Here is a 21,280-nt window from a genome sequence, read left to right on the forward strand (position 1 = left end):
ACGACGGCCGGCGTGATGAAGGAGCGGTCCATGCCGCCGTTCAGCGCACCACCGCGAGGCGGCCGACATCGCCGACGGCGATCCAGCGGGATCGCTTCAGGCGGCCGCAAGCGGCCGCCTGAAGCGATCTTCCGCATTCGGAATCAGAGCAGGAAATCCGGCGCCCGCAGGGCCGCCGCGCTGACGACCCCGATCTGGAAGTCGGCGGTGCCGTTGCCGTCCACGTCGCCCTCGACCAGGAACCCCGGGGCCGTGACGGGCGGATCCGCGTAGGGCGGCGGGGTCGGATCGACCACGAGGATCTCCGCCGCGACGACCCGCAGCTCGCCTGCCCGACCCGTGAACGCGCCGGCTCCGATCAGCCGGAACGCATCGTCGAAGGCCGTGCTCGTGTCGGCATCGATCCGGCGCAGGTCGATCCGGTCGCGCTGGGCCGTGCCCGATCCGAGCCCCTGGAAGTCGGTGATGACGTCGCGGTCCGCACCGAAGCCGGCCTCCGAGGCGGTATAATAGACGAACTTGTCGCTGCCCGCGCCGCCGACGAGGTAGTCGCCGCCCGCGCCGCCGCGCATCCAGTCGTCGCCGAGGCCGCCACTGACGTAGTCGGTTCCGCCCCCTCCCGAGAGCGCGTCGTCGCCGGCATTGCCGTTGAGGACGTTCGCCCCGTCGTTGCCGTTGATGATGTTGTCGAGGCCGTTGCCGGATCCCGTCACGCCTCCGGCCAGCAGATTCAGGTTCTCGACGTTGGCGGTCAGGAACACGTAGTCGCTCGTGCTGTTGACCGTGTCGGTTCCGCCTCCCGCCGCTTCGATGACCTGGTCGAATTCGCTGTAGACGAAATAGGCATCGTCCCCGTTGCCGCCTTCCATGATGGCGGTGCCGCGCCGATTGCTGAACAGCCGGTCGTTGCCCTCGCCGCCGTAGAGTTCGTCGTCGGAGCCTCCGCGCGAGTAGAGGCGGTCGTTGCCGGCGAAGCCATAGATGCGGTCGGTGCTGAGGGCTTCGGGATCCGTGGCCGGATCGGTGCCGACCAGGACGTCGTCGGTCTCGAGACCGACGCGGTAGTGATAGGCGAACAGGTCCGCCGAGATGATGACGTTCGTGATTACCGGCTGGTCGACGAAACTCTCGTCGCGCGATCCCGCCCCCACGTATCGGTCGAGGACCAGGTAACGGTCGGCGGCGCCGTCGCCGCCGGCATCGAACAGCATCAGCAGGCTGTCGTCGTCCCTCCGCTCGAACCGGAACTCGTCGCGCCCGGAGGCGGTGAATGCGTCGTCGCCCATGAACTGGAACGAAGTCAGGGCGGAGAAGTCGAGGATGTCGGCCTCGCCGCTCTCGATGACCTGGCCCTGCTCGCCGAAATCCGTGATGGTCTCGCGCGTCGTCGCGATCGCGCCGGTCCACACACTTAGATCGGACAGCGACTGGTAGACGAATGCGTCGCCGCCATCGCCGCCCGTCGCGGTATCGTCACCGGCACCACCGATGAAAGTGTCGTCGCCGGCAGTTCCGACAAGATCGTCGTTCCCCGGGGTTCCCAGCCGTAACGCCACGGTCGCCTCCCGAAATTTATCGTCTGCTGGAGATTATTGCTGGACGACTTCGACTCGGCAAGCGTGCAATTGTCCGGTTCGGTCCCGGCCGGAGAGTGGCCGATCGGTCATGGCGTCGGTCGGCCGATCGGCTCCCCGGTCCGGCCGCGCCGCCCGCGCTTGCGCCATCGACCCGGACCCGCTACTTCACCCTCGCCGGCATGGTCTCGGGGCGTAGCGCAGTCTGGTAGCGCATCTGGTTTGGGACCAGAGAGCGTCATTCTAAGACGCGTTTCTTGATAGAGACTTAGCCTCCTCCACCTGCGGTTGCTCGGGACTTTTCTGGGACTCGGCGTTTTGTCGCCGACGCTCCGACGCGGCCTCCATCGCGCGACGCACGTCCTCATCCTGCACGTGCGCGTACTTCGCCGTCGTCGTGATGTCCTCGTGACGCAGGAGGGTCTGCACCACCTTGAGGTCGCCGCCCGCCCGGAGCAGCCGCGAGGCGGCCGTGTGCCGGTTGTCATGGAACCGATAGTTCGCGACCTTGGATTTCGGCAGCGCCCGGCGCCACACGGTCTTCATCCCCTCATAGGTGATCGGCAGCACGTCGCCCGGCCGCCGATGGCCTCGGGCCTTGCTGACCGTGTAGGCGAAGACCGCCTCCGGGTGACGGCCCCGCAACGGGAACAAGAGATCGCGCATCTCGCTCGAGAGCGGGATCTTGGCGATCTTCCCACCCTTCCCATGGATCTCGATCGTGCGATTGACCCAGTCGACGGCCGACCAGCGCAGGCCGACGCACTCCTTGAGCCGGCACCCGGAGATGAGGGCGAACTCGACCACGGTCCGAAACTCGGCTGGAAGCGCCTTGAGGAGCTGCGACTCCTCGTCGTCGCGCAGCTCGCGCACCCGCTCGCGAGGGACGGGTAGAGCGTGGCTCCGCCACGAGATCGCGCCGATCGGCTGATCCCACGCGTCACGGGCCCGGCGCAGGATCGCGCGCAATGGCTCGATCACCGTGCGGTTGACGGTGGCGTTGCTGACGAGGCGCGGGGCCGTATCGTCCTTGCGGCCCTTGAGCGTCTCGCCGCGGCGCTGCGCCACCAGGGCGGCGACCTCGGCATTGCCGATGTCCTTGATCAAGGTCTCGCGCCCGAGCTGGGTGACGATCCAGACGATGGCGGCGTCAAGGGTCTTGCGTGCGTTCGAGCTGTAGAATGTGCCCCGTTCGTCCCAGAAGCGAGCGGCGGCCACGTCGATCGTCATCGGCGTCGCCTTGGCCTCGGCGAGCGTGATGACCTCCCGCCGGGCGCGATCACGCTCCCTCTGCGCTACCCGTTCGGCGTCCCGTTTCGTGCGGCATCCCGTCGAGCCATGAAACCGACGACCACGGCACCAGAAGTCGTACTGGTAGATTTCCGACGTGAACTTGCCGGCTTTCTTGGGCCGATAGACGGACATGCGACGTCTCTGCTGCGCTGGGAATCGAGAAAGGCGGCGATGTCGTCAGGGTGGAACAGCCGGCGGCGGCGGTGCAAGCCGTGGCCGTAGGCGATGTGACGGATCGCGCCGTTGCGCATGTAGCCGCGCAAGGTCTTGGCCGACATGCGAAGCTCGGCGCAGGCCTCCGCGAAGGTGCGCAGCGCTACACCCTCTGGTCCCGGTGGGCAGATGCTAGCCATTCTTGCCCTCCCTGGGATTCGGCCCCGCGCCATGCAGCTCGGCGAGCGCATCCTCGGCGACCTGCAGCGCGGCCATCGCCGCCTCGTTCGTCTCGCCGGCGGGGGCCAGCACCGCGCGGATCGTCTCCAGCGCGCTCCAGGCGCTCTCGGCGAGGTCGGCCGGCGTGCGGGGGCGGAACCGGTTGACGCTGGCACAGAGCAGCCACACGAGGCGTGCGACGTCGACGTCGGCGAGGTCGCGCTCGGCATCGACCACGCACACCGCGCGGCCCTCGACGTCGCGGATCACGCCGAGCTCGTCCGGGTCGAGGCTGGCGGTGAAGGGCAGGCGCAGGAGCCTGTCGGCATCGGACGGCGCGGACAGGCTGCCGTCGTGGCGGCGCCCCTGCTGGGCGACCGCCAGGGCCTGCCGGAGCGCCCCGACGGCCGAGCGGGCATAGGCCGGGGCCAGCTCGCCGGCCGGGCTCGTGACGTTGGCGAAGTGGCCGATGCCGCCATTGCTGCGCACCAGCCAATCGTAGCCGGGCAGGGCGGTGGTGACGGCCGCGATGGCGGATTCGAGGGTGGGGGTCTCAGTGGCCGACATGGTGGGCCTCGGGCATCGCGTTATGCTCCACGCCGTCGAGGAGGCGGCCGGCGGCGGTTTTGCCGATACGGCAGACCGAGGTATCGGGGTCGAAGTTGTGCCAGAGCCTGCCGGCGATGCTGGGGTCGTTGCTGCGCAGCTCATGGACCGGGGCGAACTCCCCCCACTGCTTGAAGAAGAACCGCACACCGGCGTCTCGACACTGATCGCGGATGAGCCGGGCCCATTGCGGGTTCATGGCGCGCGCGCCTCGGCCGCTCTCGCCGCCAACCACGACCCATGCGAGGCGCGGCGGGGGATCGTCTCCATTGACCCCGTCGATCGTGCCGTTCTCGTCGTCGTGCACCTCGCCCGTGAGGGCGTTCACGTAGTGGTGGAACCCGGCCGGTTCGCCCGGGACGCGGACCGTGATCCGCTCAAAATCGACGGCCTCGATCAGAGGCTCCGCGCTCACCCACCGGACCGCGGCCGGCGTCGCGAGGAGGTCGGGGATCCGCTCGTCGGCGCGCTGCTGATCCTCGCAACTCACACCGAGCCATATCCCCGGCGGCGGGTTCTCCGGGCCGTAGTCGTCCAGTGTGGCGCGCGCGTCGTTCGATCGGCGCGCCAGCGGGTCCGTCCCGTCCATGACGTGGGCGTCGGCCTCGGCGTTGACCTGGTCCCAGAAAGCCTCGTCGGCGAGGATCGCCCGCATGCGGGCGCTGCGCTTGGTGAGGATCTGGAACGTGTGGCCGTTGAGGTGGTGGGCGGCGACGCACACCGCGTACACCGTCGCGATCTCCTCGACCGGCAGGGCCTCGTGGAACAGGTCGGACATGCTGTTCACGAATATTCGCCGCGGCCGTCGCCAGCGGAGCGGTGCGTCGAGGTTGTGGCCGAAGCTGACGCGGCCGGTCCACCGCGGTTTGCCGTCCCGCACCTCAGCCAGTCCCTCATAGGGCTGGCCGGGTCCGGAGAACCGCGCCGCGACGCGCTCAGCGTAGCAGCCGCCGTGCGGGCCCGGGCCGCCGCAGCCGGGCGAGACCCGCGTGCAGCCGCGGATCGGGTTCCAGGTCGTCTCGGTCCACTCGATCTTCGATCCGTCAGCCATCTTACAGTGCTCCAGCACTACAGGTCTGTACGTTGGCGCTTTCACGTGAGCAGCGGCTGCACGGTGCCGTTGGCGAAGACGGCATCGAGCGGCACGTCGCCCGTCGGCTCGTCGCCGTCCCATCCGTCCGGCCACGTCCCGGCCGCGATCAGCGCGCGGATGCGCCCCTCCTCCTCGGCGTTGAGGATGTCCATGTGCGGCCGGCCGAGCCGATCGGCTTCGGCGTTGACCTCGGCCTGGATCGCCAGGATGTCGGCGAGCGCCGCGAGGCGGGCCGGGTGCGTGATCGGGCCGAGCCGCTGCTGGTTCTTGACCAGCACCCGCTCGCCCTTGCGCTTGCCCTGGCGCGTCTCGCCGCCGGGCTTGCGCAGCCGGTTCTCCGGCCGGCGCAGCCGCACGTAGATCGCCCGAAGCCGTTTGATCGGTGCGAGGTAGAACCAGGACGGATGCCGGACGATCCGGTCGAGCGCGGTGTCGGCGCTCGCCAGCGGGCAGCACATGCAGCCGGTGCGCGCCGCCAGCTCCTCGGCCTCGTCGCCGCCGTAGGCGTCGGCCAGCAGCGCCGTCGACCAGCCGCCGTACTGCGGCGCCGGCGCGTAGAGCCGCAGCCAGTCCCAGACGTGGCACACCCGCCAGTGCAGCAGCGGCGCCAGCGTGTAGACGCGCCCGCGCACGCCCTTCGCCTCAGGCACGGCGAGCTGATACCAGCCCTGGCCGCACTCGGCGCCGTCGCGCCCGCAGGACATCCGAATGCGCTCGTCGCGCACCGCGCTCTCGCCCTCGCGCACGCCGGTGATCATGAGCACCGTCTCGCGCTCGGCCGGGTCCGGGCCGCCGTCGGCGAGTTCCGGACCGCCGTTGTGGCCGATCGCGTGCGTCATGGCCTCGGCGATCGCCGGCTCGTCGAGCTGGTCGAGGTCGGCGCCGATCGCGGCCGACATCGGGTCGACCTTGATCTGCCGGGTGCACCAGCGCAGCGTGTTGTTGTTGGGCGGCGGGACGCCGCGGCCGAGGATGTAGACGAGGAACCGCTTGTCGAGCGGTGCCATCACGGTGCGGAACCGGATGTAGGGGTAGCGCGCGAGATGCGCGATGATCTCCTCGGCCGCCAGCCGGAGCGGGGTCAGCTCCATGCGGGTGTCGGCGAAGTAGACGGTGAGTGTCTCCGGTCGGGCGAGGCGGCCGCTCTCGATCAGGTGCACGACGAGGGTGAGGGTCGCGGTCGAGTCCTTGCCGCCGGACCACGCGATGCACCAGTGCCGGTGCAGCGGGCCGTAGGTCTGGAGCGAGGCGAGCGTCAGGTCGACGGCCTCGCCGTAGATCATGCGCTCGGATGGGGCGGTGAAGAGGTTGCCCATGAGGGCCGCGCGAGAGGGCGTCGGCATTGGCCTACTCCGCGGCGAACAGGGGCATCGGCGCGGACTCGCGTACCGGCCGCGGCCGGGCGTCGGCCTCGCGGTAGTTCGCCCGCACCAGGGCCTCGGCGAGCTGCGGGACGACGCTGTTCCCGCACATGCGCCCCTGCTCTTCCCCGGTGAGCGGGATGATCGTCCCGTCATCGAGTTCGCCGCGGTCGATCACGTAGTCGGGCTGGAAGCCCTGGGCGAGAAAGCGCTCGCGCGTGGAGAGCATCCGCATGCCGATGTCGACGATGGCGTAGGGCTGGCCCTGGATCGTGACCGTGACGACCCCATGCCGGGGCTTGGTGGTGACGGTGTGCAGCGGGTCGTCGGCGGCCTGGGAGGGCGCGCCGGACCCATAGTATTTCGCGAGGAAGGCGTAGACGGCCGCCGCGTGGTTGCCGCCGCCGGTGATCGTTGGCGCCGGCGCACCCATCGGCGAGTCCCGGCGGTCCGACCCGCGCAGGTTGAGCATGTGGGCGGCGACGATCTGCTGCTGCGAGCCCTTGAGGCTGATGGTGGACACCGGCTCGCGGGCGTCGTGTCCGACCATTCCGCCGTTGTGCTGCGCCAGGAAGCCGGCGACGACGCCCTGCCGGCAGCCGTCGCTCATGATGGTCGAGACCGGCTCATCGGCGCCGTGCCCCGGGCGGGTGGCGTTGTGCTGCGCGAGGAACGCTGCAACCACGCCGGCCTTGCCTGCGCCGCCGGCCGTGATCGTCCCGACCGGATCGTCCGCGGCCGAGCCGACGGAGGCACCGAAGTGCCGGATCATGCTGACAGCCGCGAGGCTGCCCTCGTTCCCCGTCGGCACGATGACCGGCGCCGGCTCGTCGACCGCCCGGGTGCGCGGCTCCTGCCCAGGCCGTTCGCCGTAACGGGGCACGAGGAAGGGCGACACGAGGCTAAGCCCCGCTCCTCCGGCCGTGACGGTGTGCGTCGGCTCGTCGGCCGCGGTGTACGGCTTGTCGGCGTTCCGCATGGTCATGAGATGCGGGCAGACGATCCCGAGCGGCGCCGCTCCGCCGCCGTGCGTCTCCGAGGCGTGCGAGGTGATGGTGTTGATCGGCTCGTCGAGGGCGCGACCAACGGCACCGGTGTTGAACCGGGTCACGAAGGGCGCGACGATCGCGTTGTGGTCCTTCGCGCTCGCCGTGATGGTGTGGAGCGGGTCGGCGATGTCGCGGTGGCGGCCGCCCTGCTGGGCGTAGGACACGAACGGAGTGACGAGCGCGTCGCCGCCGAAATGCGTCGCCGTCGGCATCGGCTCGTCCAGGCCACGATCCCGCCGGCCGCGGCTGTCGCCGTGGTTGATCCGCACGAGGAACGGCCGCGCCGCGTTGACGACGTAGCGCATGGTCCCCTTGGCGATGCGGGCCATGGTGTTGTCGGCAAGCGGCCGGATCGCCCGGACGCCGTGCTTGGCGCGGATCTCCTCCGAGGTGTCGAAGATCGACGGGCACGGCAGCGACCAATCGATGATCTCGGCCGCGGTGCGCCAGGGCTTCAGCCGGCCGCTGCGCACCGCCTCGGACTTCGGATCGCCGTGGGTCGGCTCGGGCCAGACGATCGGCTTGCCGTCGCGCCGGGCGATCAGGAACAGGCGCTTGCGGATCGTGGGCGCGCCGTAGTCGCAGGCGCGCAGCTCGCGCCACTCGACGACGTAGCCCATCGCCTCCCAGGCGCCGACGAACGCCTTGAACGTGGCGCCGCGGTGTACCGGGCACGGCTTGCCGTCCTCCAGCACCGGGCCCCAATCGGCGAACTCCTCGACGTTCTCCAGGAACACGAGGCGCGGCCGCTGGCGCTTCGGCAGGCTCTTGACCCACCGCACCCCGACCCAGGCGAGGCCGCGGATCGCCTTCTCGCGCGGCTTGCCGCCCTTGGCCTTGCTGAAGTGCTTGCAATCGGGGCTCATCCAGAGGAGCCCGACCGGGCGCCCGTCGCACAGGGCGACGGCGTCCACGTTCCAGACGTCCTCCTCGATGTGGACCGTGCCCGGATGGTTGATCCGGTGCATCGCGAGGGCCTTGGCGTCGTGGTTGAGCGCGTAATCCGGATCCCGGCCGATCGCGGCCCGGATGCCCTCGGACGCGCCGCCGCCGCCGGCGAAGCTGTCGATGACGAGTTCGCGGGTCACGCCGCCGCCCTCCACTCCTCAAGGGCCGCGACGTCGGACACCGGCTGCCAGCGGATCTGCACGCCGGAGAAGTCGAGGGCGTCGCCCGCTGCCGGCGGATGCTCGGCGAGCCAGAACGCGGACATGTCGAGCACGTCGGCGAATCCATCGGCCACGGCGAAGGCGTCCATCTCGGACGCAGTCAGGCGCTCACCGTCGACGACGAACACGCCGGGCCCGAACTGGCGGTGGAACGAGAGCCGGACCGGGACGACGGCGGTGCAGGCCGTCCTCACCAGCAGGCGGCAGTGGCGGGTGCGCATGCCCGTGTAGAGCTGGAGCTGCTCGCCTGGGCGGGCGTGGCGCTTGCGGTCGGCTCGGATCGTGCCGGCCTTGGCGCCGAGCAGGATCGGTTCGGCGAAGCGCGCCTTGAAGCTGTAGGCGACCATCAGAGCGCCGCCTCATGCGCGGGGCCGGCCGCGGTCTCAGCCGCCGTCGGGGGCGTGTCGATCGGCGGCGGGCCCGGCTCCGATGCGACGCGGGCACTGCCACGGTCGGCTGCGATGATATCGAGGGCCACGGCCAGCGGCCCGGCCGGGCCGCCGAGCCCGGTCCGGGTCAGCGCCGCCCGCAGCGCGTCGGCGGTGCAGCCGCACTGGAAGGCCAGTGAGGCGGCGATGGCGCAGTCCCGGGCCAGGATGTCGGCCTGCGTGTCGAGCTTGCCGCCGTTGAGGAAGATCTCGCCGAGCCGGCCGTCCGCGTAGAGCGAATACTGCACGCGATACTCGATCCCGTCGTGGAAGAAGGTGAAGGTGGCGGTGCCGCGGCGGGCGGGCAGACGTTCACGGGGCATCGCGGGATCTCCGGCCGGAAGAGCGTCAGGCGGCGCGCGAACGGCCGAGGCCGCTAACCTTGGCGATCTCGGCGCGCTGGGCGGCGTAGGCCTCGGCGACCATCGGGTAGTCCGGCGGCAGGCCCCACTTCCGGCGGTACTCGTCGGGCGTCATCCCGCGGCCGGCGAGATGGCGCTTGAGCGACTTGTAGGGCTTGCCGTCCTCCAGGCTGATGATGTGCTCGGGCGTCACGCTCCGGCGGATCGACACGGGCGGGGTCAGGGCCGGTGCCGGCTCGGGCGTGCGACCGAGCCCCGCGAGGCTCGTGTGCACCTGGGCGATGAGCCCGGGCAGCTCGGCGCTCGGCAGGGCGTTGTGCGCGACGTAGGCCGAGACGATCGCGGCGGCGCGCTCGATCGTGGCGGGGGCAGAGGTCATGGCGGGCGTCCTCTTGGTCTTGGTTTGGGGAGGGAAGGCCGGTCGTGGACGGAGCGGCCCGGATGGCCCCGGCGGCTGGCCGGGGAGCGGGGTCATGCCGGCGCCGGGACGCGGCGGGCGCGCAGGGAGCGGGCCTGAGCGACGAGGGCGAGGCCCTCGACGCGGCCGGCCGGCAGGGTGATCGGGACGGGGCGGCCAGAGAGCAGGGCGCGGGCGTCGTCGCGGTAGGCCTCGATCTCGGCCTCGGTGAAGCCGGCCGCGGCGAGGTGGACGAAGGTGCAGGCGCCGTCGCCGGCTTCCCGGTCGCGCATGACCTGCGCCATGCGCTCGGTTCGGATCGAGCGGTCGACGGCGTGGCGGGCGGCGGCGATTTTCGAGGGGGCGGCCACTACTCGTACTCCGGGTCGTGAGGGGCGAAGGGAAAGAGGGTCTCGTCGTCGGCGTCGGACGGGACCTCCCGACCGTCGCTGGCGAAGGCTCGCGCGCAGGCGTCGATCGCCGCGACGACGGCGGCGCCGAGCGGGATCCAGGCGTGGGGCGCGGCGTGGAAGGGCAGGGCGGGTGGCGGCTCGTCGGGTGTCATGAGGCGAGCGTTCCGCTTTGGAATCCGAGACACGCGCGAGCGCCCTCGATCCGCGTCAGCAGCGCGCGCCGGACATCGGCATCGCGCTCGCAGGCGGCGTCCGCGGCGGCGGCCACGAGGATGGCGTTCGCCAGCACGAGCAGCTCTGCGGGCTCGCACCCGACGTCGCCGATCTGGGCGTCGAACGCGCCGGGACGGTCGCCGGCCTCGACGAACCCGACGATGAGGCGGGCCTCGGGACGGGTCTGGCGCCACTCGGCGAACGCGGCGAGCACGTCGCGCTCCTCGACAGGGCAGCGGGGCATGGCGGAGAGGCTCGGGTGGAAGGGATGACGAGGCGGGCGGCGGCGCGTGCCGCCCGCCGGCGCGGTCAGCGCAGGGCCGCCTCGGGCGCGCCCTCGAAGGTCGGCAGCGCCGTTTCCTCGGCGACCCGCATCAGGTCCTGGGTCACGCGGCTGCGCAGCTCGTCCTCCCAGCGGTAGAGCTGGAACGACCACGTGATCGCGCCGCCCGCGACGCGGTAGCGGAGGCGGGCCGGGATGCGGACGTGGTCGCCGTCGACGAAGCTGCGGAGCTGGATCATGAAGATCCCCGGCACCACGATCGTCTCGCCCTTGCCGTCGACGTGCTCCTCGCGGAAGACGATCTCGCCCTCGCCGCTCTGGAGCCGCACGCTGTTCTTCACCTGCGCCGAGACGAAGATCTCCAGCGAGCGGGCGAGGTCGATCAGCTCGTTGGGCGCGGCGAACTTCGCCTTGAACAGGCGCTCGTAGCTGACGACCTCGGCATCGAACGGCGCGGCCAGCTCGGCGGCGTGCTCCTCGAGGAAGGCGGCGAAGTCGCCCTGGGTCATCTTCTGGTTGTTGGCGTCGATCCAGGCCTTGAACTCGGGCGTGATCGGAAAGGCGTAGGCGATGCGGTGCTCGCCGTGGCGCGGGCCGCCGTCGACCGCGTGATAGTCGAGAACCGCGGTGAGCGTCGGGCCGGGCCAATCGGTCTTGGCGAAGACGGCCGAGCCCTCGTCCTTGTGGCGGTTGATGAGGGCGATGAACGAATCGAGGGTGGTGACCTTGGCGGTGCCGGTGCGGCGGGCCGGCAGCGTGCGGTACTCCTCGATGAGCGCCTTGACCGAGTCGAGGCGCTGGCCCGGCCGCACGAGGACCGGGACCTGCTTCGGCAGGCCGGGTCCGAGATCCGGCACGTCGAGGATCATGACGTCCGGTTTCTGCCCGGCGGTGGCGAGATCGGCGATCGTCCGGATCGCCTCGGCCTCGCCGGTGTGAAGAGTGGTGTGCCCCTGGGATGACGCCACGGTGTTCTCCTGTGGTGGCGGTGGTGGCCCGCGGATCGCGGGCGGTGATCGGCTGCGGTCAGCCGAAGTCGCGGTCGCGCACTGCGCGCGGGCCGGCGAACATGTCGTCCTGGCTCGGGTGCTGGACGCTGAATCCGCCGTCGACGATCCAGAACGGCGTGCCGGTGAAACTCTTCTCCGGGGGCAGCTTGGACTTCACGTCCGGCACGACTTCGGTGCGGCCTTCCTGATAAGCGACAGTCAAGGTGATGGTGACTGTGGCTTTGCCCTTCTGATCGGGCAGCGATTCCAGATGCTCCACCGCCGCGGTGAGATGCTGGTCGACGCGCTCGACGAACCGACCGCGACTGAGGATAGGCATCAGGTCGAGGACCGAGCGAACGGGTTTGATGGACACGAGAAGCCTCCGGTACTCAGGCGGCACGGCCCGGCATCAGCGCCGGGAGGTGGGTGTTGAAGCAGGCCATCAGGCGCATCTCGACCTCGGTGGCCGGGAGCGGGCGCCAGACCTTCGGGCCCGGCCCGATGCCGAGCGCGTCGATCGCCCAGGGCCGCCGTACCGCCGCCGGCATCGCCCGGAGGAAGTCGCGCCGCTCGGTGGCGAGCGCTCGCAGGTCGACCGTGTGGATCGCCTCGCGCAGGGCGATGCCGGGGAGGGGCAGGCCGGCGGCGCGGTGGATCACGGCGTCGTGGCGCTCGGCGAGTGCCCGGCGGACGGATGCCATCTGCGCCGCGAAGGCCTCGCCGAACATCTCGGTCGCGACGGCACCGAGTGCGTCCACGGCCGGGGTGGTCCAGTCGCCGAGCCGGGCCTCGTGCGCGTCGTGGAGCAGCCACAGCGGGCGCAGCGACAACGGGCAGAGGTCGAGGCCGATCAGCGTGTGCAGTCCGACCGAGACCGGGGAGCGGGCGTTGCCGGCGTAGCGGTGGATCTGGGACAGCGCCCAGGCGATCTCGGCGAAGTCGACTTGGGCCGCACACGGGGTGACGAGGTCGATCGGTAGGCCGTTGACCGACGGGATCCAGGGTTGAGCGGTCACCGCTGCGCCACTCCAAGGTTGAGGAAACAAAGTTCCGGAACCCTCAGCGTTATAATCGATTTTACACAGCAATTACCCTTAGTAAGAAAAACGCCATGAATGAAAAAATCGTGCTGCCAGACGCGGCCTCCAGCGGTCTCGCCTACGTGCTTCTGAGCGTTGCTTTTCAAGCGATGGCGAAAGCGTTCTGGGTCGCGGATGTGGACGGCGCCCGGCGCGTCCTCGATGCGATAACCGCGGATCTTGCGATCCGGGTTGAAGAAGTTGCAGCCTCGCGTCCCGCCGACGAAGCCAGGACTATCCTCAATGACGCCCATCGGAGCGTCCAGGATATACTCCGGTCGGCGAGAGAACTTGATCGCGGGGACTGCGGAACAGCCTAACGGCATCACGCTGCCTCCCCGCGCCAAGCGAGCTGCGCCAGGGCCCACGCCTTCACGGCGGCTTGGGCGCGCGGGTGGATGACGACGTGGGTGAGGTCGCACTCGTAGTCGTAGAGGACGGTCTCGCGCTCGTGGGCCCGGCGCATCAGCCCGGTGAACACGAGGAGCCGCCGGGCGGTCGTGCCCGGGGTGCTCGTCAGGCACTGGCGGAGCGTCAGCGTCGTGACCTCGGAGAGCCACAGCCGCACGTCGCCGCCCGGAACCCGGAAGTCGGCGAGCTGAGTGGCCAGGGTCGCGAGGATCGCCTCGCGGGCTTCGGCGTCGGAGCGCAGGAGGTCGGCGGTCAGCATGTCCCGTCCTCCCCGGTGGAAGCGGGCGCGCTCGTATCGGCGACGGGGGGGAAGACGCTCGACACCGCCTGGAACACGACGAACTCGCGCCGATGGTGAGCGGCGAGGCGCGCGGCCTCCGTCTCGGCGTCGGCCTGCGAGCCGTGCTCGTGCGGCGCGTAGCCGGCGCGCAGGCGGCCGGACTTCCCGGTCCGGTTGAGGACGATGAACCCGCCGCCGATCACCGGCGGATGGGTGCGCTTGGGGGCGGGGGTGTCGGGCGACGACATGCTGGCTCCGGGCGGAGGCGGGCGGGGAGAGACCGGGATGGAAGGGGTGGCGGGGCCTATAGAGGCTCGCCGGTGGCGCGCTCGACGCAGCCGCCGCCGACCTTGCGCTTGCGCCAGTCGCCCTTGCCGCCGGGGAGCGGGCGGCGGGATTGCTTGAAGCCGTAGACGGCCGCGACCTGCGCCTTCATCGCGCCGATGCGGGCGAGGTCGCCGTCGGGGCCAGCGGTCTTGGCGTCGGCGCAATGGCCGTGGACCATGGCGCGGTTGCCGAGGTCGTTCGAGCCGCCGAGGCCGAGCGCCCGCATGTGCTCGTCGCGGGGTCGGTCGCCGGGGCGGATCGGCTCGTTGCAGAGTGGGCAGGTGTGGCCCTGCGCGAGCAGCAGGTCGGTCTTCTCGCGGGCGGTGAGGGGCGAGCGGTGGACCGTGCGCATCACGCGACCTCGCGGGCGTCGAAGGGCAGGGCGCGCAGGGTGGCCGCGTCGGTGAGGTCGAGGGGCGCGATCGCGTCCTCGGGCAGGCCGTTGTCCAGGGTCAGGCCGGGCCAGACGATCGCGAGGCCAGCCGCGAACTGGCGCGAGACCGACGGGCCGACGTGGCGGCTGACCTGTCCGTGGAACGACCCGCGCTGCAGGGTGCGACGGTTGCCGGCCCACTCCCGGAAGGCGCAGTGGACGGCGTTCGCCGACACGCACGCGTCGTCCTGGCGGCGGGTCTCGGCGAGGAGGAAGTCGAGGATCGGATCGTCCCGGAACCCGTAGCCCGTGACGCCCTCGATCGGCCCGGCCAGTCCGGTCTGGCCGAGGACGGCGCCGGCGACCCGCAGGAAGTTGGCGTCGGAGAGCGCCCCGACGCGCTGCCAGCGCGACCACGTGCGGTAGGCGGCGCAGAGGACGGGCCCCGCGATCGTGGAGCCTGGGCGCGGCTCGACGCGGATGTCGAGGAAGGCGCGCACGAGGTCGCTGACGGTGGTCATGCCACCTCTCCCGAAATGCAACCTGTGTTATGAAGAGGGGTGACCCGGACCGGCCACGAACCGGCCCGGGTCTCGCAGCCACCAACCGAGACCACCGATTGGAGACCACGAATGACGGTCATCCACGCCAAACGCTTCAAGGGCGTCATGGAGGGGCATGACACGGAAACCGGAGAGCCCGGCGTCACGGTGCTTGCCGTCGAAGTCGAGGACGGCAGCGACGTGTACGTGCGGATGCGCGGCGAGACCGCGTACGAGAGCATCGTCGCGCTCATGCCCGCACTCGGGCGTGCGGCGCGGACGATGACGGAGATGATGGTGCTGATTCCGGCGCAGGGCTGGCAGATCGAGCTTCCGCCCGGTCCCGAGCCTCAGCCGATCCTACACGTCTACCTGCCGGGACAGGAGGCTCGCCTGTCGTTCCGGGTCGATCCAACGCACCTTCGCCCGCTCGCGGAGCGGCTGGCCCACATGGCCGACGTACTGGAACAGCGCCCGCCGGACCTTCTGGCTCCGGGTACGCAGACCCGGAACTGAGGAAGCCCGGTAGAGCCCGCAGGCCGGTCCCGGAGCCTGCGGTTCCGACGATCGGCAGGCACAGGCTCGTGCCGGCCGGCACGGGAACGACGATCATGTCGGATCGGCCGTCGTGGGCGCCGGTGGTCGTGCCGACGATTGCGGCGTAGGCGGGTAGCGTGGCGGGGGTCACTTGTCGCCCCCGCCTGGCGCGAGGTCGCAGACCTCAGCCTGATCGGGCGACCCGCACAGGCGCTGCCGCAACCCGAAGTAGACCGGCACCCAGTAGGCCGCGTTCGCCTCGTCCTCTTGCGACCAGACCGCGTGCGCATCGCCGACGGTCCGGGTCGACCAGTCCGCGATCAGGTTGTCGAGCGCCTCGACGAGGAGGTTGCGGTCCTCTTCGGTGAGGGTGACGGTGACGGCGGATGGCACGGGCGGGCTCCATCGCTGGCGGGCGATGGAGCTTCTTTACCGTCTTTCCGGTAATTCAGTCAACCGCTAATTCGGTTAAACCCGACCGATTCGGTTAAATCAGGTCACCAAGCGCAGCATGGGGCGGTCCGCAACCGAATCCGTTTCCACAGCTTCCCATGGAATGTCGCACTTAATTGCGTGGGGCGCGCCAACCTGCCGCACGCGCCTCGGCTTCGGAACAGAACATTCGCTCGCCCGAACCGGGATCTATCGCGGTCCGGTCGTAATCACGTGAGCCGGGGACGTGGTAAACCCGATCGCCCTTGCGGTTGATGTTGCCCTTAATGCGGCAGTCGGAGCCCGCCGCCGGCTTGATGTCGGGCCTGGAGTGGCTTTTGACGGCCGCCGGCGGTGGAACCTCACCTCTCTCCCTCTTGCCATTTCTCCATTCCCAGGGCGGTGTAAATGGTCCGGCCCAGATCCCACGCTTGGCTGCCTTCGCCTCCTCTTCCTGCCTAATGTAGGCGGTTGAGTATTGGCGATAAGCCATCCCCCAGCCTTGCTGAACCAGCCATCGGTTCAGATCCTCAGCCCCGAGTCGGCAAACCGCAACAGATCGGCCATACCGGTCTTTCTCAATTACTTCACAGCTGACATTGCCCTGACCGATCTTGTCGGAGAGAGCGAATGCGGCTCGCTGGCCACAGGGGTAGTTCTTGCCAGACCCATCGCCGCACATCTGTGCGCTTTCGGGTGTATCGACCCCCTGAAGTCGGAAGCGCGTACCACGGATATCAAGGGTGTCGCCGTCGATCACCGAGGCTCGGCCGGTGATCGTCTCGGCCGCCACGACTGCGCCCGAGAACGCTACCGCAACTATGGCGCACGCAAAACTTAGCGGAAGCACTGCTGCTTGGAAGCGCTCAGGGTGCCGTTGTTACATAGAAATTTTCCTCCCTGACACGCCTTTACACCTCCCTTCTTGCCCGAGCAGGGATAGTTCCTTGCCTCAACCGCGTTGACCGAAGCAGTCATGCCGCCAAAAGCGATGCACACTGCATACAAAAAAGAACGCATTCATCTGTTCCTTAGTTGAGAGAGGGCTAAAAATACTTATGGGAGAGAGGCGTCAGCAACGATAAACGCCAGGGCCCCTGGAACAAAATCGTTGATAGTATATTTGACATCGCCGAGTTGTACGCTGCGTGGTAAATCGTTTTTAAGAGGGGGTCGAAATAGGATTTTAAATGCGGCAGCAACTTCAGTATTTTGGACTTTCGGAGACCAAGTCTGCATCGCAAATAGACATGCGTTTACGAAAGCCTTTGGATCGCTTTGACGATCACTTACAAGTGTGATGAGCTGGGCGCCGCCCGGTTTGGCTTCGTCGGCGATAGCTAGGATGGAGATTTTTCCAGGCATGCTAAACATGCACCGATGATCGTTCTTCCCTCCGCATTCACGAAGAACCATGCGTGCTGCCCGGTCGCCTTGGGCGGCGGCTGTCGCGTTGAAAGATATCGAAACGCCACGCGGAGGACCGAAATCGGCAGCCGAGACTGATGACGCTATAATGGACGCAAATGCTGCTCCAGCCCAACGCATAGGTGGCCTCCATCTTTCGTTACATGCGTGACATTTTCACTGCTACGCGCCCGATAATATGAACATCGCCAACAAGGTCCAGGTGGATCGGGTTGTAATTCTTGTTTCTAGAGGTGCATACGATACGAGGAGGATCAACGCCTCTCACGATTTCGACCTGCTTGATGATCACACCTTCTCCGTCCCAAACCGCAAAAATTCCGCCCTGACGAGGATCGGTGTCTTTTCGATCAATTATAACTCTGTCACCAGAGACCAAAGCAGCGGACGTGCCATCGTCCATGGAATCGCCACGAACTTTGATGACATCGGCGTGACCATAGCTGAGGCCGAGCTCACGTTCGACGTATGCTGGCGGAAGTCCCCAATGTGCAACGGCCTGATGCGCGCTAACGCCGCCATCCTGCCACTCTTCGTCTGATCTGCCTCCCCCGTAGCTAGCCCCGGCCCGAATATCGTATTCGGGAAGAGCCTTGCCGATCGGTACGAGCTTCTGTGTCTGAGATTGCTTGAAAGTGCTGGCCGTTTGTTGAGGCGGCGCAAGGTCGTGCTTTGTCGCGCTTTGGCCAAGTAGCCATTCAGGTGAGACGCCACAAGCTCTAGCTATTTCAATCAACTTTCTTGGCCTACCGCCCTTGTTCTCGATGTCATTGATTCCCTGCTGGGACATGCCGACACGTTCCGCAAGTTCTGATTGCGTCAATCCAGCAGCTTCGCGCGCTGCCTTCAAGCGATGGCCAAGGTGTTCCATGAGTCGGTGCTAGCGCTCAACCAACCGACCGTCGCGACCGCAAAATCGGTTGAAACTACCGTAAATACGGTTTAAACCGGTACGCATGTGCTCGCCTCGTGAAGCGCTGATACGCGCCATTGGGATTGCTGGTAGCCAGCTCGCTCTCGCGAAGGCGATCGGCACGACCCAGTCAAACGTCTGGACTTGGCTCAACAAGAGTCAAAAGGGCATCCCCGCAGGTTGGGTGCTGTCTATCGAACGCGAGACCAAGGTCTCTCGCCACGATCTACGGCCTGATATCTATCCACGCGAGGCCGAGGCTGGCACGGCCGGTGACCGCTCCATCAAACTCCACCCCACAGACACCCCCACCCGTCCCACCCGTGCGGGAGCGGTGCGATGAGCGATCGCGTCCACTTCGACCTGCAGAATCCCTGGAAGGGGCGGATGGCCGCCCCGTCCAAGCCGACCGCGCGCAAGGGCATCCGCCCCCCTCGGCGACGTGATGAGCGCCCGAAGACGTTACCGCTGCACCGGGCGCTGACGCGGAAGGAAAGCCAGAGCCTTCGCGATCGTCAGCGGCTGGCATGGGATCGGCGGCAAGCCGATGCCTCGCCCCCAGGAACAATCAAAGTCACGCCTCAGATTGATCAGGAGGCGATGACGCAGTTTGTGCAGTCAGTGAATCGAGCACTTGACGCGCTTCGGCCAGGAAAGTGCGGAGGTGAGTCTTGATCATGTCGGCTCGCTTATCGTTCACAGCCGGTATTAGGAACTTCTCTGCCTGTGAGATGAAGTCTTCAGGCAAGCGGAGCAGGCGCGACGCGGGTCCTGTTGGCTGTGTGGCGGCCAACGTCCCCAACGTTGCCGTCAACAGAATTTGCTGTGCCAACTGCCGAGAGAGCAGTTCGTCGATCAGTGCCTCGATGCTGGTCGCGAGTTGGTCTGCCTCTGTCATCAATCCTGCCTTCCTCGCTGGTGTGGCAGCCGCGATGGTAGCAGCGCCGGCAGGTCGCGCCATCGCAGCGTGCGGCCTGCCGGCGATTGCCTCCTCATCCGCCCATGCGGGAGCGGCCCGGTGACGGCCGCCCTCGATCCCACCCTCGCCACCGCCTACGCGGCCTCGCTCGCGATGCTCGCCGGCACCGTGCTCGGCGCGACGATCGCCTTCGCGCTGGTCGCCGGGCGCATCGCCCGGCTCACCGAGATGGTGCTGGACCAGCGCCTCCTCGCGGCGGCCGCCGCCCGGCCGCGCCCCGGCAAGGCGTCGCCCGCGACGGTCCCGGCCGAGCCCGTCCCTCCCGCCGCCGGAGCCGCCTGATGCGTGCGCCGCTCACCCTCCTCACCGCTTCGCCCGCCCCCGAAAGCCCCCTCGAGCGGGGACCGGGCGATGGGCCGACCGGGGCCGCGACGCCTTCGGTCGGCCACTCCTCTCGCCGGCCCGAGGCGGTCGCCGTCCTGATGATCCTCACCGGGCTCGCGCTGATCGCTGCCGGCCCGCTCCTGACCGTCCCCGAGGCGCCCTCGTTGCGCGGGACGCTCTCCGCCGAGGCGCGGCCGTGACGGCCGTCCCCGCGCTTTCCGTTTCGGTCGCCGCTCGCGGCCGTCCCGAGGTCATGGCCGGGTCGAGGCGTCCCGGTCGTGACGGTGCCCGTATGGGCGTTTCCTCCCTGACTGGCCGGAGCCGCCCGGCTCCGGCCTTTTTCAGGGGTCCGCTCGCGTCCGTCCCAGCCCGCCAAGGTGCGCCGGACGCGTCTTCGCTCTTCCGCAGGGCCTCCCTCGTCCCGGCGCCGACCACCGCCGCCTCCATGGTTCCCATTAACCATAGGAGGCTCGCGCGGTGTCGGAATTCTCTCCCGAGATTTCGGAAAAACCTCCCGAGATCTCGGAAAAACCTTCCGAGGCCCGCCGCATGACGACGCGCGCCGAAGCCGCCCTGCTCATCCGCACCCTCGCCGAGCCGCGGCCGGTCGGGGATTCCGTCAAGGCCGCGATCAACCGAGCCGCCGCGCGCGTCTCGCAGTTTCTCCAGGAGCCGATGCGTTATGGTCGCGCCGAGGATATCTGGCGCCGGGAGGCGCGGCGCATCTCCGCCGCCGAGATGGACGCCCTGCGCGCCGCCACCGGGGAGCGCCCTCTCGCGGAGCAGGGCTGCGCGCTGGCTGAGGTGGCTGACAGCCTGGAGCGGCTGGCTGCCGGCCTCGCTGCGGGCGAGGCTCGGGTCGATCCTGATCAGCTCCGGCGTGCGGCTCGTGAAGCGCGGCAATCGGCGCGTGCGCTGGGGCGCTTGGCTGACGCGCGGGCGGAGGTCTGAGGAATGAAGCTCCTCGGCCTCGTCCTTCTTCTCTTCATCGCCGGGGCGCTGTGGGCGCTCCTCGCGGTCTGGGCGCTCGTCGCCCTCGTCGCCGACCTGACCGGACGGCCCCGCCGCACCGGCGACCCCCGCAACCCCGATCCACCTTCCCCACCCAGCCGTCACTGAGCCGTCAGAGCCGGACCACCGGCCGCTCGGCTCGTCCTTCGTCAGGGGCCTTCCATGTCACAGCCGAGTGTGCGTCCGCGCGTGGCGGTGGCCGCGTCGCTGATCCGTTGCGCCCCGACCCCGGGCTCCGCCGACGTGCTCGACCACGTCGCCGCGCTGCGCGAGGAGGCCGCCTATCTCCTGCGCCGCTACGGCCGCGAGCGCCGCGGCATCACCGACGAGGAGGAGGCCGACGCCCTGTGGCTCGCCGACGTCGCCGGCGATCTCCTTGCCCTCTCCGACCTCTACCTGCACGCGCCGCGGCCCTACCGCGACGACCCGCGCGCCGGGCGCGTCACGCGCCGGCCGCCGGCACTGTCGGGGCTGGTGCTGATCGCCCGGGGCACCCCGGGCCCGACCGACCTGTACGCGAGGGGCTGACGCCATGGCCCGCCCCGTCTGGTCGCCCCGCGACATCCGCCGCCCCCGTCCGGCCCCGGCCGTCGTGCCGGTCGCCGCTCCCGCTGGAATCCCTCAGCCCTGCGCCTGCCCGCACTGCGCCGCTCCCCTCGACCTCGACGCGCTCTACGCTCTCGTCGCCGAGGACCGCGCGGCCCGCCTCGCTACCCTGGCGGTCGCACGCCGCGCGCCAACTCCGGGCTCGGCCGCATCGCCGCCGGTGAAGGCTCCGGCGCGTTCCGCCGCGCCGAACGCCGGACCCGCCAAGCCCGTGCCGGCCCGCGCCGAGCCGACGCCCGCGCCCTCCGGCCGCATCGTCGCCGGCCGCGCCCGCGCGGTCCTCGCCGCCGAGCGGCAGGCGAAGGCGGCGGCCGTGGCGCCGCCCGCCCCGGCGCAGCGCCGTCCGACCACGCCGGCCGGCACGATCGGCGCGACCGCGGTCGCCCGGATCGAGGCGCAGGCGCTCGCGCGGCGCGCGGCGGCCCCGGTCGCG

At 69.3% G+C, this 21,280-nt stretch carries 31 protein-coding genes and 2 pseudogenes; 8 read left to right on the forward strand and 25 right to left on the reverse strand.

Annotated features, from left to right (window positions below; translation table 11 throughout):
• Nucleotides 1-143: 143 nt before the first annotated feature.
• From EOE48_RS20505 to EOE48_RS20605, 21 genes and pseudogenes are all read right to left on the reverse strand, one after another.
• Nucleotides 144-1,556 (reverse strand): calcium-binding protein, encoded by a 1,413-nt coding sequence (locus tag EOE48_RS20505; protein WP_127732624.1) that lies wholly within the window; start codon nucleotides 1,554-1,556, stop codon nucleotides 144-146.
• A 261-nt stretch (nucleotides 1,557-1,817) separates the two neighbouring features.
• Nucleotides 1,818-2,999 carry a tyrosine-type recombinase/integrase gene (locus EOE48_RS20510; protein ID WP_127732626.1) on the reverse strand — a complete coding sequence of 394 codons (1,182 nt, stop codon included), beginning with the start codon at nucleotides 2,997-2,999 and terminating at the stop codon, nucleotides 1,818-1,820.
• Nucleotides 3,000-3,025: 26 nt separating this feature from the next.
• Nucleotides 3,026-3,271: pseudogene (locus EOE48_RS30525) on the reverse strand (helix-turn-helix domain-containing protein); the annotation flags it as partial.
• The gene (locus EOE48_RS29980) at nucleotides 3,213-3,806 is read right to left on the reverse strand and encodes a hypothetical protein (protein ID WP_127732630.1); all 594 of its coding nucleotides are present in this window, start codon (nucleotides 3,804-3,806) and stop codon (nucleotides 3,213-3,215) included. The pseudogene EOE48_RS30525 and the gene EOE48_RS29980, both read right to left, overlap by 59 nt.
• Complete coding sequence (locus tag EOE48_RS20525; protein ID WP_127732632.1) at nucleotides 3,793-4,896, reverse strand: DUF5131 family protein; 1,104 nt, start codon at nucleotides 4,894-4,896, stop codon at nucleotides 3,793-3,795. Before EOE48_RS20525 ends, EOE48_RS29980 begins: the two co-directional genes overlap by 14 nt.
• A 41-nt stretch (nucleotides 4,897-4,937) precedes the next feature.
• Complete coding sequence (locus tag EOE48_RS20530) at nucleotides 4,938-6,281, reverse strand: phosphoadenosine phosphosulfate reductase domain-containing protein (RefSeq protein WP_246154638.1); 1,344 nt, start codon at nucleotides 6,279-6,281, stop codon at nucleotides 4,938-4,940.
• Between the two features lie 4 nt (nucleotides 6,282-6,285).
• Nucleotides 6,286-8,436 (reverse strand): DNA cytosine methyltransferase, encoded by a 2,151-nt coding sequence (locus tag EOE48_RS20535; protein WP_127732634.1) that lies wholly within the window; start codon nucleotides 8,434-8,436, stop codon nucleotides 6,286-6,288.
• On the reverse strand, nucleotides 8,433-8,864 hold the full coding sequence (locus EOE48_RS20540) for an ASCH domain-containing protein (RefSeq protein WP_127732636.1): 432 nt from the start codon (nucleotides 8,862-8,864) through the stop codon (nucleotides 8,433-8,435). The genes EOE48_RS20535 and EOE48_RS20540 overlap by 4 nt, the downstream gene beginning before the upstream one ends.
• Entirely contained in the window at nucleotides 8,864-9,268 is a 405-nt protein-coding gene (locus EOE48_RS20545; protein WP_127732638.1) for a hypothetical protein, read from the reverse strand. Before EOE48_RS20545 ends, EOE48_RS20540 begins: the two co-directional genes overlap by 1 nt.
• Nucleotides 9,269-9,293: 25 nt before the next feature.
• On the reverse strand, nucleotides 9,294-9,686 hold the full coding sequence (locus tag EOE48_RS20550) for a Ros/MucR family transcriptional regulator (protein WP_127732640.1): 393 nt from the start codon (nucleotides 9,684-9,686) through the stop codon (nucleotides 9,294-9,296).
• Nucleotides 9,687-9,778: 92 nt separating this feature from the next.
• A complete protein-coding gene (locus tag EOE48_RS20555; protein ID WP_127732642.1) occupies nucleotides 9,779-10,075 on the reverse strand; it encodes a hypothetical protein in 297 nt (98 codons plus the stop codon).
• Nucleotides 10,075-10,269 carry a hypothetical protein gene (locus tag EOE48_RS29295; protein WP_187371491.1) on the reverse strand — a complete coding sequence of 65 codons (195 nt, stop codon included), beginning with the start codon at nucleotides 10,267-10,269 and terminating at the stop codon, nucleotides 10,075-10,077. Before EOE48_RS29295 ends, EOE48_RS20555 begins: the two co-directional genes overlap by 1 nt.
• A complete protein-coding gene (locus tag EOE48_RS20565) occupies nucleotides 10,266-10,544 on the reverse strand; it encodes a hypothetical protein (protein WP_127732644.1) in 279 nt (92 codons plus the stop codon). The genes EOE48_RS29295 and EOE48_RS20565 overlap by 4 nt, the downstream gene beginning before the upstream one ends.
• Before the next feature lie 95 nt (nucleotides 10,545-10,639).
• Nucleotides 10,640-11,581: a DUF2303 family protein gene (locus EOE48_RS20570; protein WP_127732646.1), complete on the reverse strand. Its 942-nt coding sequence runs from the start codon at nucleotides 11,579-11,581 to the stop codon at nucleotides 10,640-10,642.
• A 58-nt stretch (nucleotides 11,582-11,639) separates the two neighbouring features.
• The gene (locus EOE48_RS20575) at nucleotides 11,640-11,978 is read right to left on the reverse strand and encodes a hypothetical protein (RefSeq protein ID WP_127732648.1); all 339 of its coding nucleotides are present in this window, start codon (nucleotides 11,976-11,978) and stop codon (nucleotides 11,640-11,642) included.
• A gap of 16 nt (nucleotides 11,979-11,994) precedes the next feature.
• Nucleotides 11,995-12,621 carry a hypothetical protein gene (locus EOE48_RS20580; RefSeq protein WP_127732650.1) on the reverse strand — a complete coding sequence of 209 codons (627 nt, stop codon included), beginning with the start codon at nucleotides 12,619-12,621 and terminating at the stop codon, nucleotides 11,995-11,997.
• The gene (locus EOE48_RS20585; RefSeq protein ID WP_127732652.1) at nucleotides 12,618-12,938 is read right to left on the reverse strand and encodes a hypothetical protein; all 321 of its coding nucleotides are present in this window, start codon (nucleotides 12,936-12,938) and stop codon (nucleotides 12,618-12,620) included. The genes EOE48_RS20580 and EOE48_RS20585 overlap by 4 nt, the downstream gene beginning before the upstream one ends.
• 71 nt (nucleotides 12,939-13,009) lie before the next feature.
• A complete protein-coding gene (locus EOE48_RS20590) occupies nucleotides 13,010-13,354 on the reverse strand; it encodes a hypothetical protein (RefSeq protein WP_127732654.1) in 345 nt (114 codons plus the stop codon).
• On the reverse strand, nucleotides 13,348-13,623 hold the full coding sequence (locus EOE48_RS20595; RefSeq protein WP_127732656.1) for a hypothetical protein: 276 nt from the start codon (nucleotides 13,621-13,623) through the stop codon (nucleotides 13,348-13,350). Before EOE48_RS20595 ends, EOE48_RS20590 begins: the two co-directional genes overlap by 7 nt.
• 56 nt (nucleotides 13,624-13,679) lie before the next feature.
• Nucleotides 13,680-14,054, reverse strand: a complete 375-nt coding sequence (locus EOE48_RS20600) for a hypothetical protein (RefSeq protein WP_127732658.1) — start codon at nucleotides 14,052-14,054, stop codon at nucleotides 13,680-13,682.
• Nucleotides 14,054-14,596 (reverse strand): hypothetical protein, encoded by a 543-nt coding sequence (locus EOE48_RS20605; RefSeq protein WP_127732660.1) that lies wholly within the window; start codon nucleotides 14,594-14,596, stop codon nucleotides 14,054-14,056. The genes EOE48_RS20600 and EOE48_RS20605 overlap by 1 nt, the downstream gene beginning before the upstream one ends.
• A gap of 111 nt (nucleotides 14,597-14,707) precedes the next feature.
• On the opposite strand from EOE48_RS20605, the gene EOE48_RS20610 reads away from it, so the two are divergent.
• A complete protein-coding gene (locus EOE48_RS20610) occupies nucleotides 14,708-15,133 on the forward strand; it encodes a hypothetical protein (RefSeq protein WP_127732661.1) in 426 nt (141 codons plus the stop codon).
• 168 nt (nucleotides 15,134-15,301) lie between these two features.
• Here the strand turns inward: EOE48_RS20610 and EOE48_RS20615 are convergent, their stop codons facing one another.
• From EOE48_RS20615 to EOE48_RS20630, 3 genes are all read right to left on the reverse strand, one after another.
• Nucleotides 15,302-15,547 (reverse strand): hypothetical protein, encoded by a 246-nt coding sequence (locus EOE48_RS20615; protein ID WP_127732663.1) that lies wholly within the window; start codon nucleotides 15,545-15,547, stop codon nucleotides 15,302-15,304.
• Between the two features lie 172 nt (nucleotides 15,548-15,719).
• Complete coding sequence (locus tag EOE48_RS20620; RefSeq protein ID WP_246154640.1) at nucleotides 15,720-16,346, reverse strand: thermonuclease family protein; 627 nt, start codon at nucleotides 16,344-16,346, stop codon at nucleotides 15,720-15,722.
• Between the two features lie 807 nt (nucleotides 16,347-17,153).
• Nucleotides 17,154-17,885 carry an XRE family transcriptional regulator gene (locus tag EOE48_RS20630; protein ID WP_127732667.1) on the reverse strand — a complete coding sequence of 244 codons (732 nt, stop codon included), beginning with the start codon at nucleotides 17,883-17,885 and terminating at the stop codon, nucleotides 17,154-17,156.
• Between the two features lie 85 nt (nucleotides 17,886-17,970).
• On the opposite strand from EOE48_RS20630, the gene EOE48_RS20635 reads away from it, so the two are divergent.
• On the forward strand, nucleotides 17,971-18,270 hold the full coding sequence (locus tag EOE48_RS20635; protein WP_127732670.1) for a transcriptional regulator: 300 nt from the start codon (nucleotides 17,971-17,973) through the stop codon (nucleotides 18,268-18,270).
• A 231-nt stretch (nucleotides 18,271-18,501) separates the two neighbouring features.
• Here the strand turns inward: EOE48_RS20635 and EOE48_RS20640 are convergent, their stop codons facing one another.
• The gene (locus tag EOE48_RS20640; RefSeq protein ID WP_127732672.1) at nucleotides 18,502-18,825 is read right to left on the reverse strand and encodes a hypothetical protein; all 324 of its coding nucleotides are present in this window, start codon (nucleotides 18,823-18,825) and stop codon (nucleotides 18,502-18,504) included.
• Nucleotides 18,826-18,945: 120 nt separating this feature from the next.
• Between EOE48_RS20640 and EOE48_RS20645 the strand changes: the two genes are divergently transcribed.
• The 6 genes and pseudogenes from EOE48_RS20645 to EOE48_RS20665 all read left to right on the forward strand — a co-directional run.
• A complete protein-coding gene (locus EOE48_RS20645) occupies nucleotides 18,946-19,188 on the forward strand; it encodes a hypothetical protein (protein WP_127732674.1) in 243 nt (80 codons plus the stop codon).
• Nucleotides 19,188-19,430 carry a hypothetical protein gene (locus EOE48_RS20650; RefSeq protein ID WP_127732676.1) on the forward strand — a complete coding sequence of 81 codons (243 nt, stop codon included), beginning with the start codon at nucleotides 19,188-19,190 and terminating at the stop codon, nucleotides 19,428-19,430. Before EOE48_RS20645 ends, EOE48_RS20650 begins: the two co-directional genes overlap by 1 nt.
• A 277-nt stretch (nucleotides 19,431-19,707) precedes the next feature.
• Nucleotides 19,708-20,181, forward strand: coding sequence for a hypothetical protein (locus EOE48_RS20655; protein WP_127732678.1), 474 nt, complete (start codon nucleotides 19,708-19,710; stop codon nucleotides 20,179-20,181).
• 3 nt (nucleotides 20,182-20,184) lie between these two features.
• Nucleotides 20,185-20,349 carry a hypothetical protein gene (locus tag EOE48_RS29300; RefSeq protein ID WP_187371492.1) on the forward strand — a complete coding sequence of 55 codons (165 nt, stop codon included), beginning with the start codon at nucleotides 20,185-20,187 and terminating at the stop codon, nucleotides 20,347-20,349.
• Nucleotides 20,350-20,403: 54 nt separating this feature from the next.
• Nucleotides 20,404-20,769 carry a hypothetical protein gene (locus tag EOE48_RS20660; RefSeq protein WP_127732680.1) on the forward strand — a complete coding sequence of 122 codons (366 nt, stop codon included), beginning with the start codon at nucleotides 20,404-20,406 and terminating at the stop codon, nucleotides 20,767-20,769.
• Between the two features lie 4 nt (nucleotides 20,770-20,773).
• Nucleotides 20,774-21,280 (forward strand): annotated as a pseudogene (locus EOE48_RS20665) (hypothetical protein); the annotation flags it as partial.

Source organism: Methylobacterium oryzihabitans (genome assembly GCF_004004555.2).
Lineage (GTDB): Bacteria > Pseudomonadota > Alphaproteobacteria > Rhizobiales > Beijerinckiaceae > Methylobacterium > Methylobacterium oryzihabitans.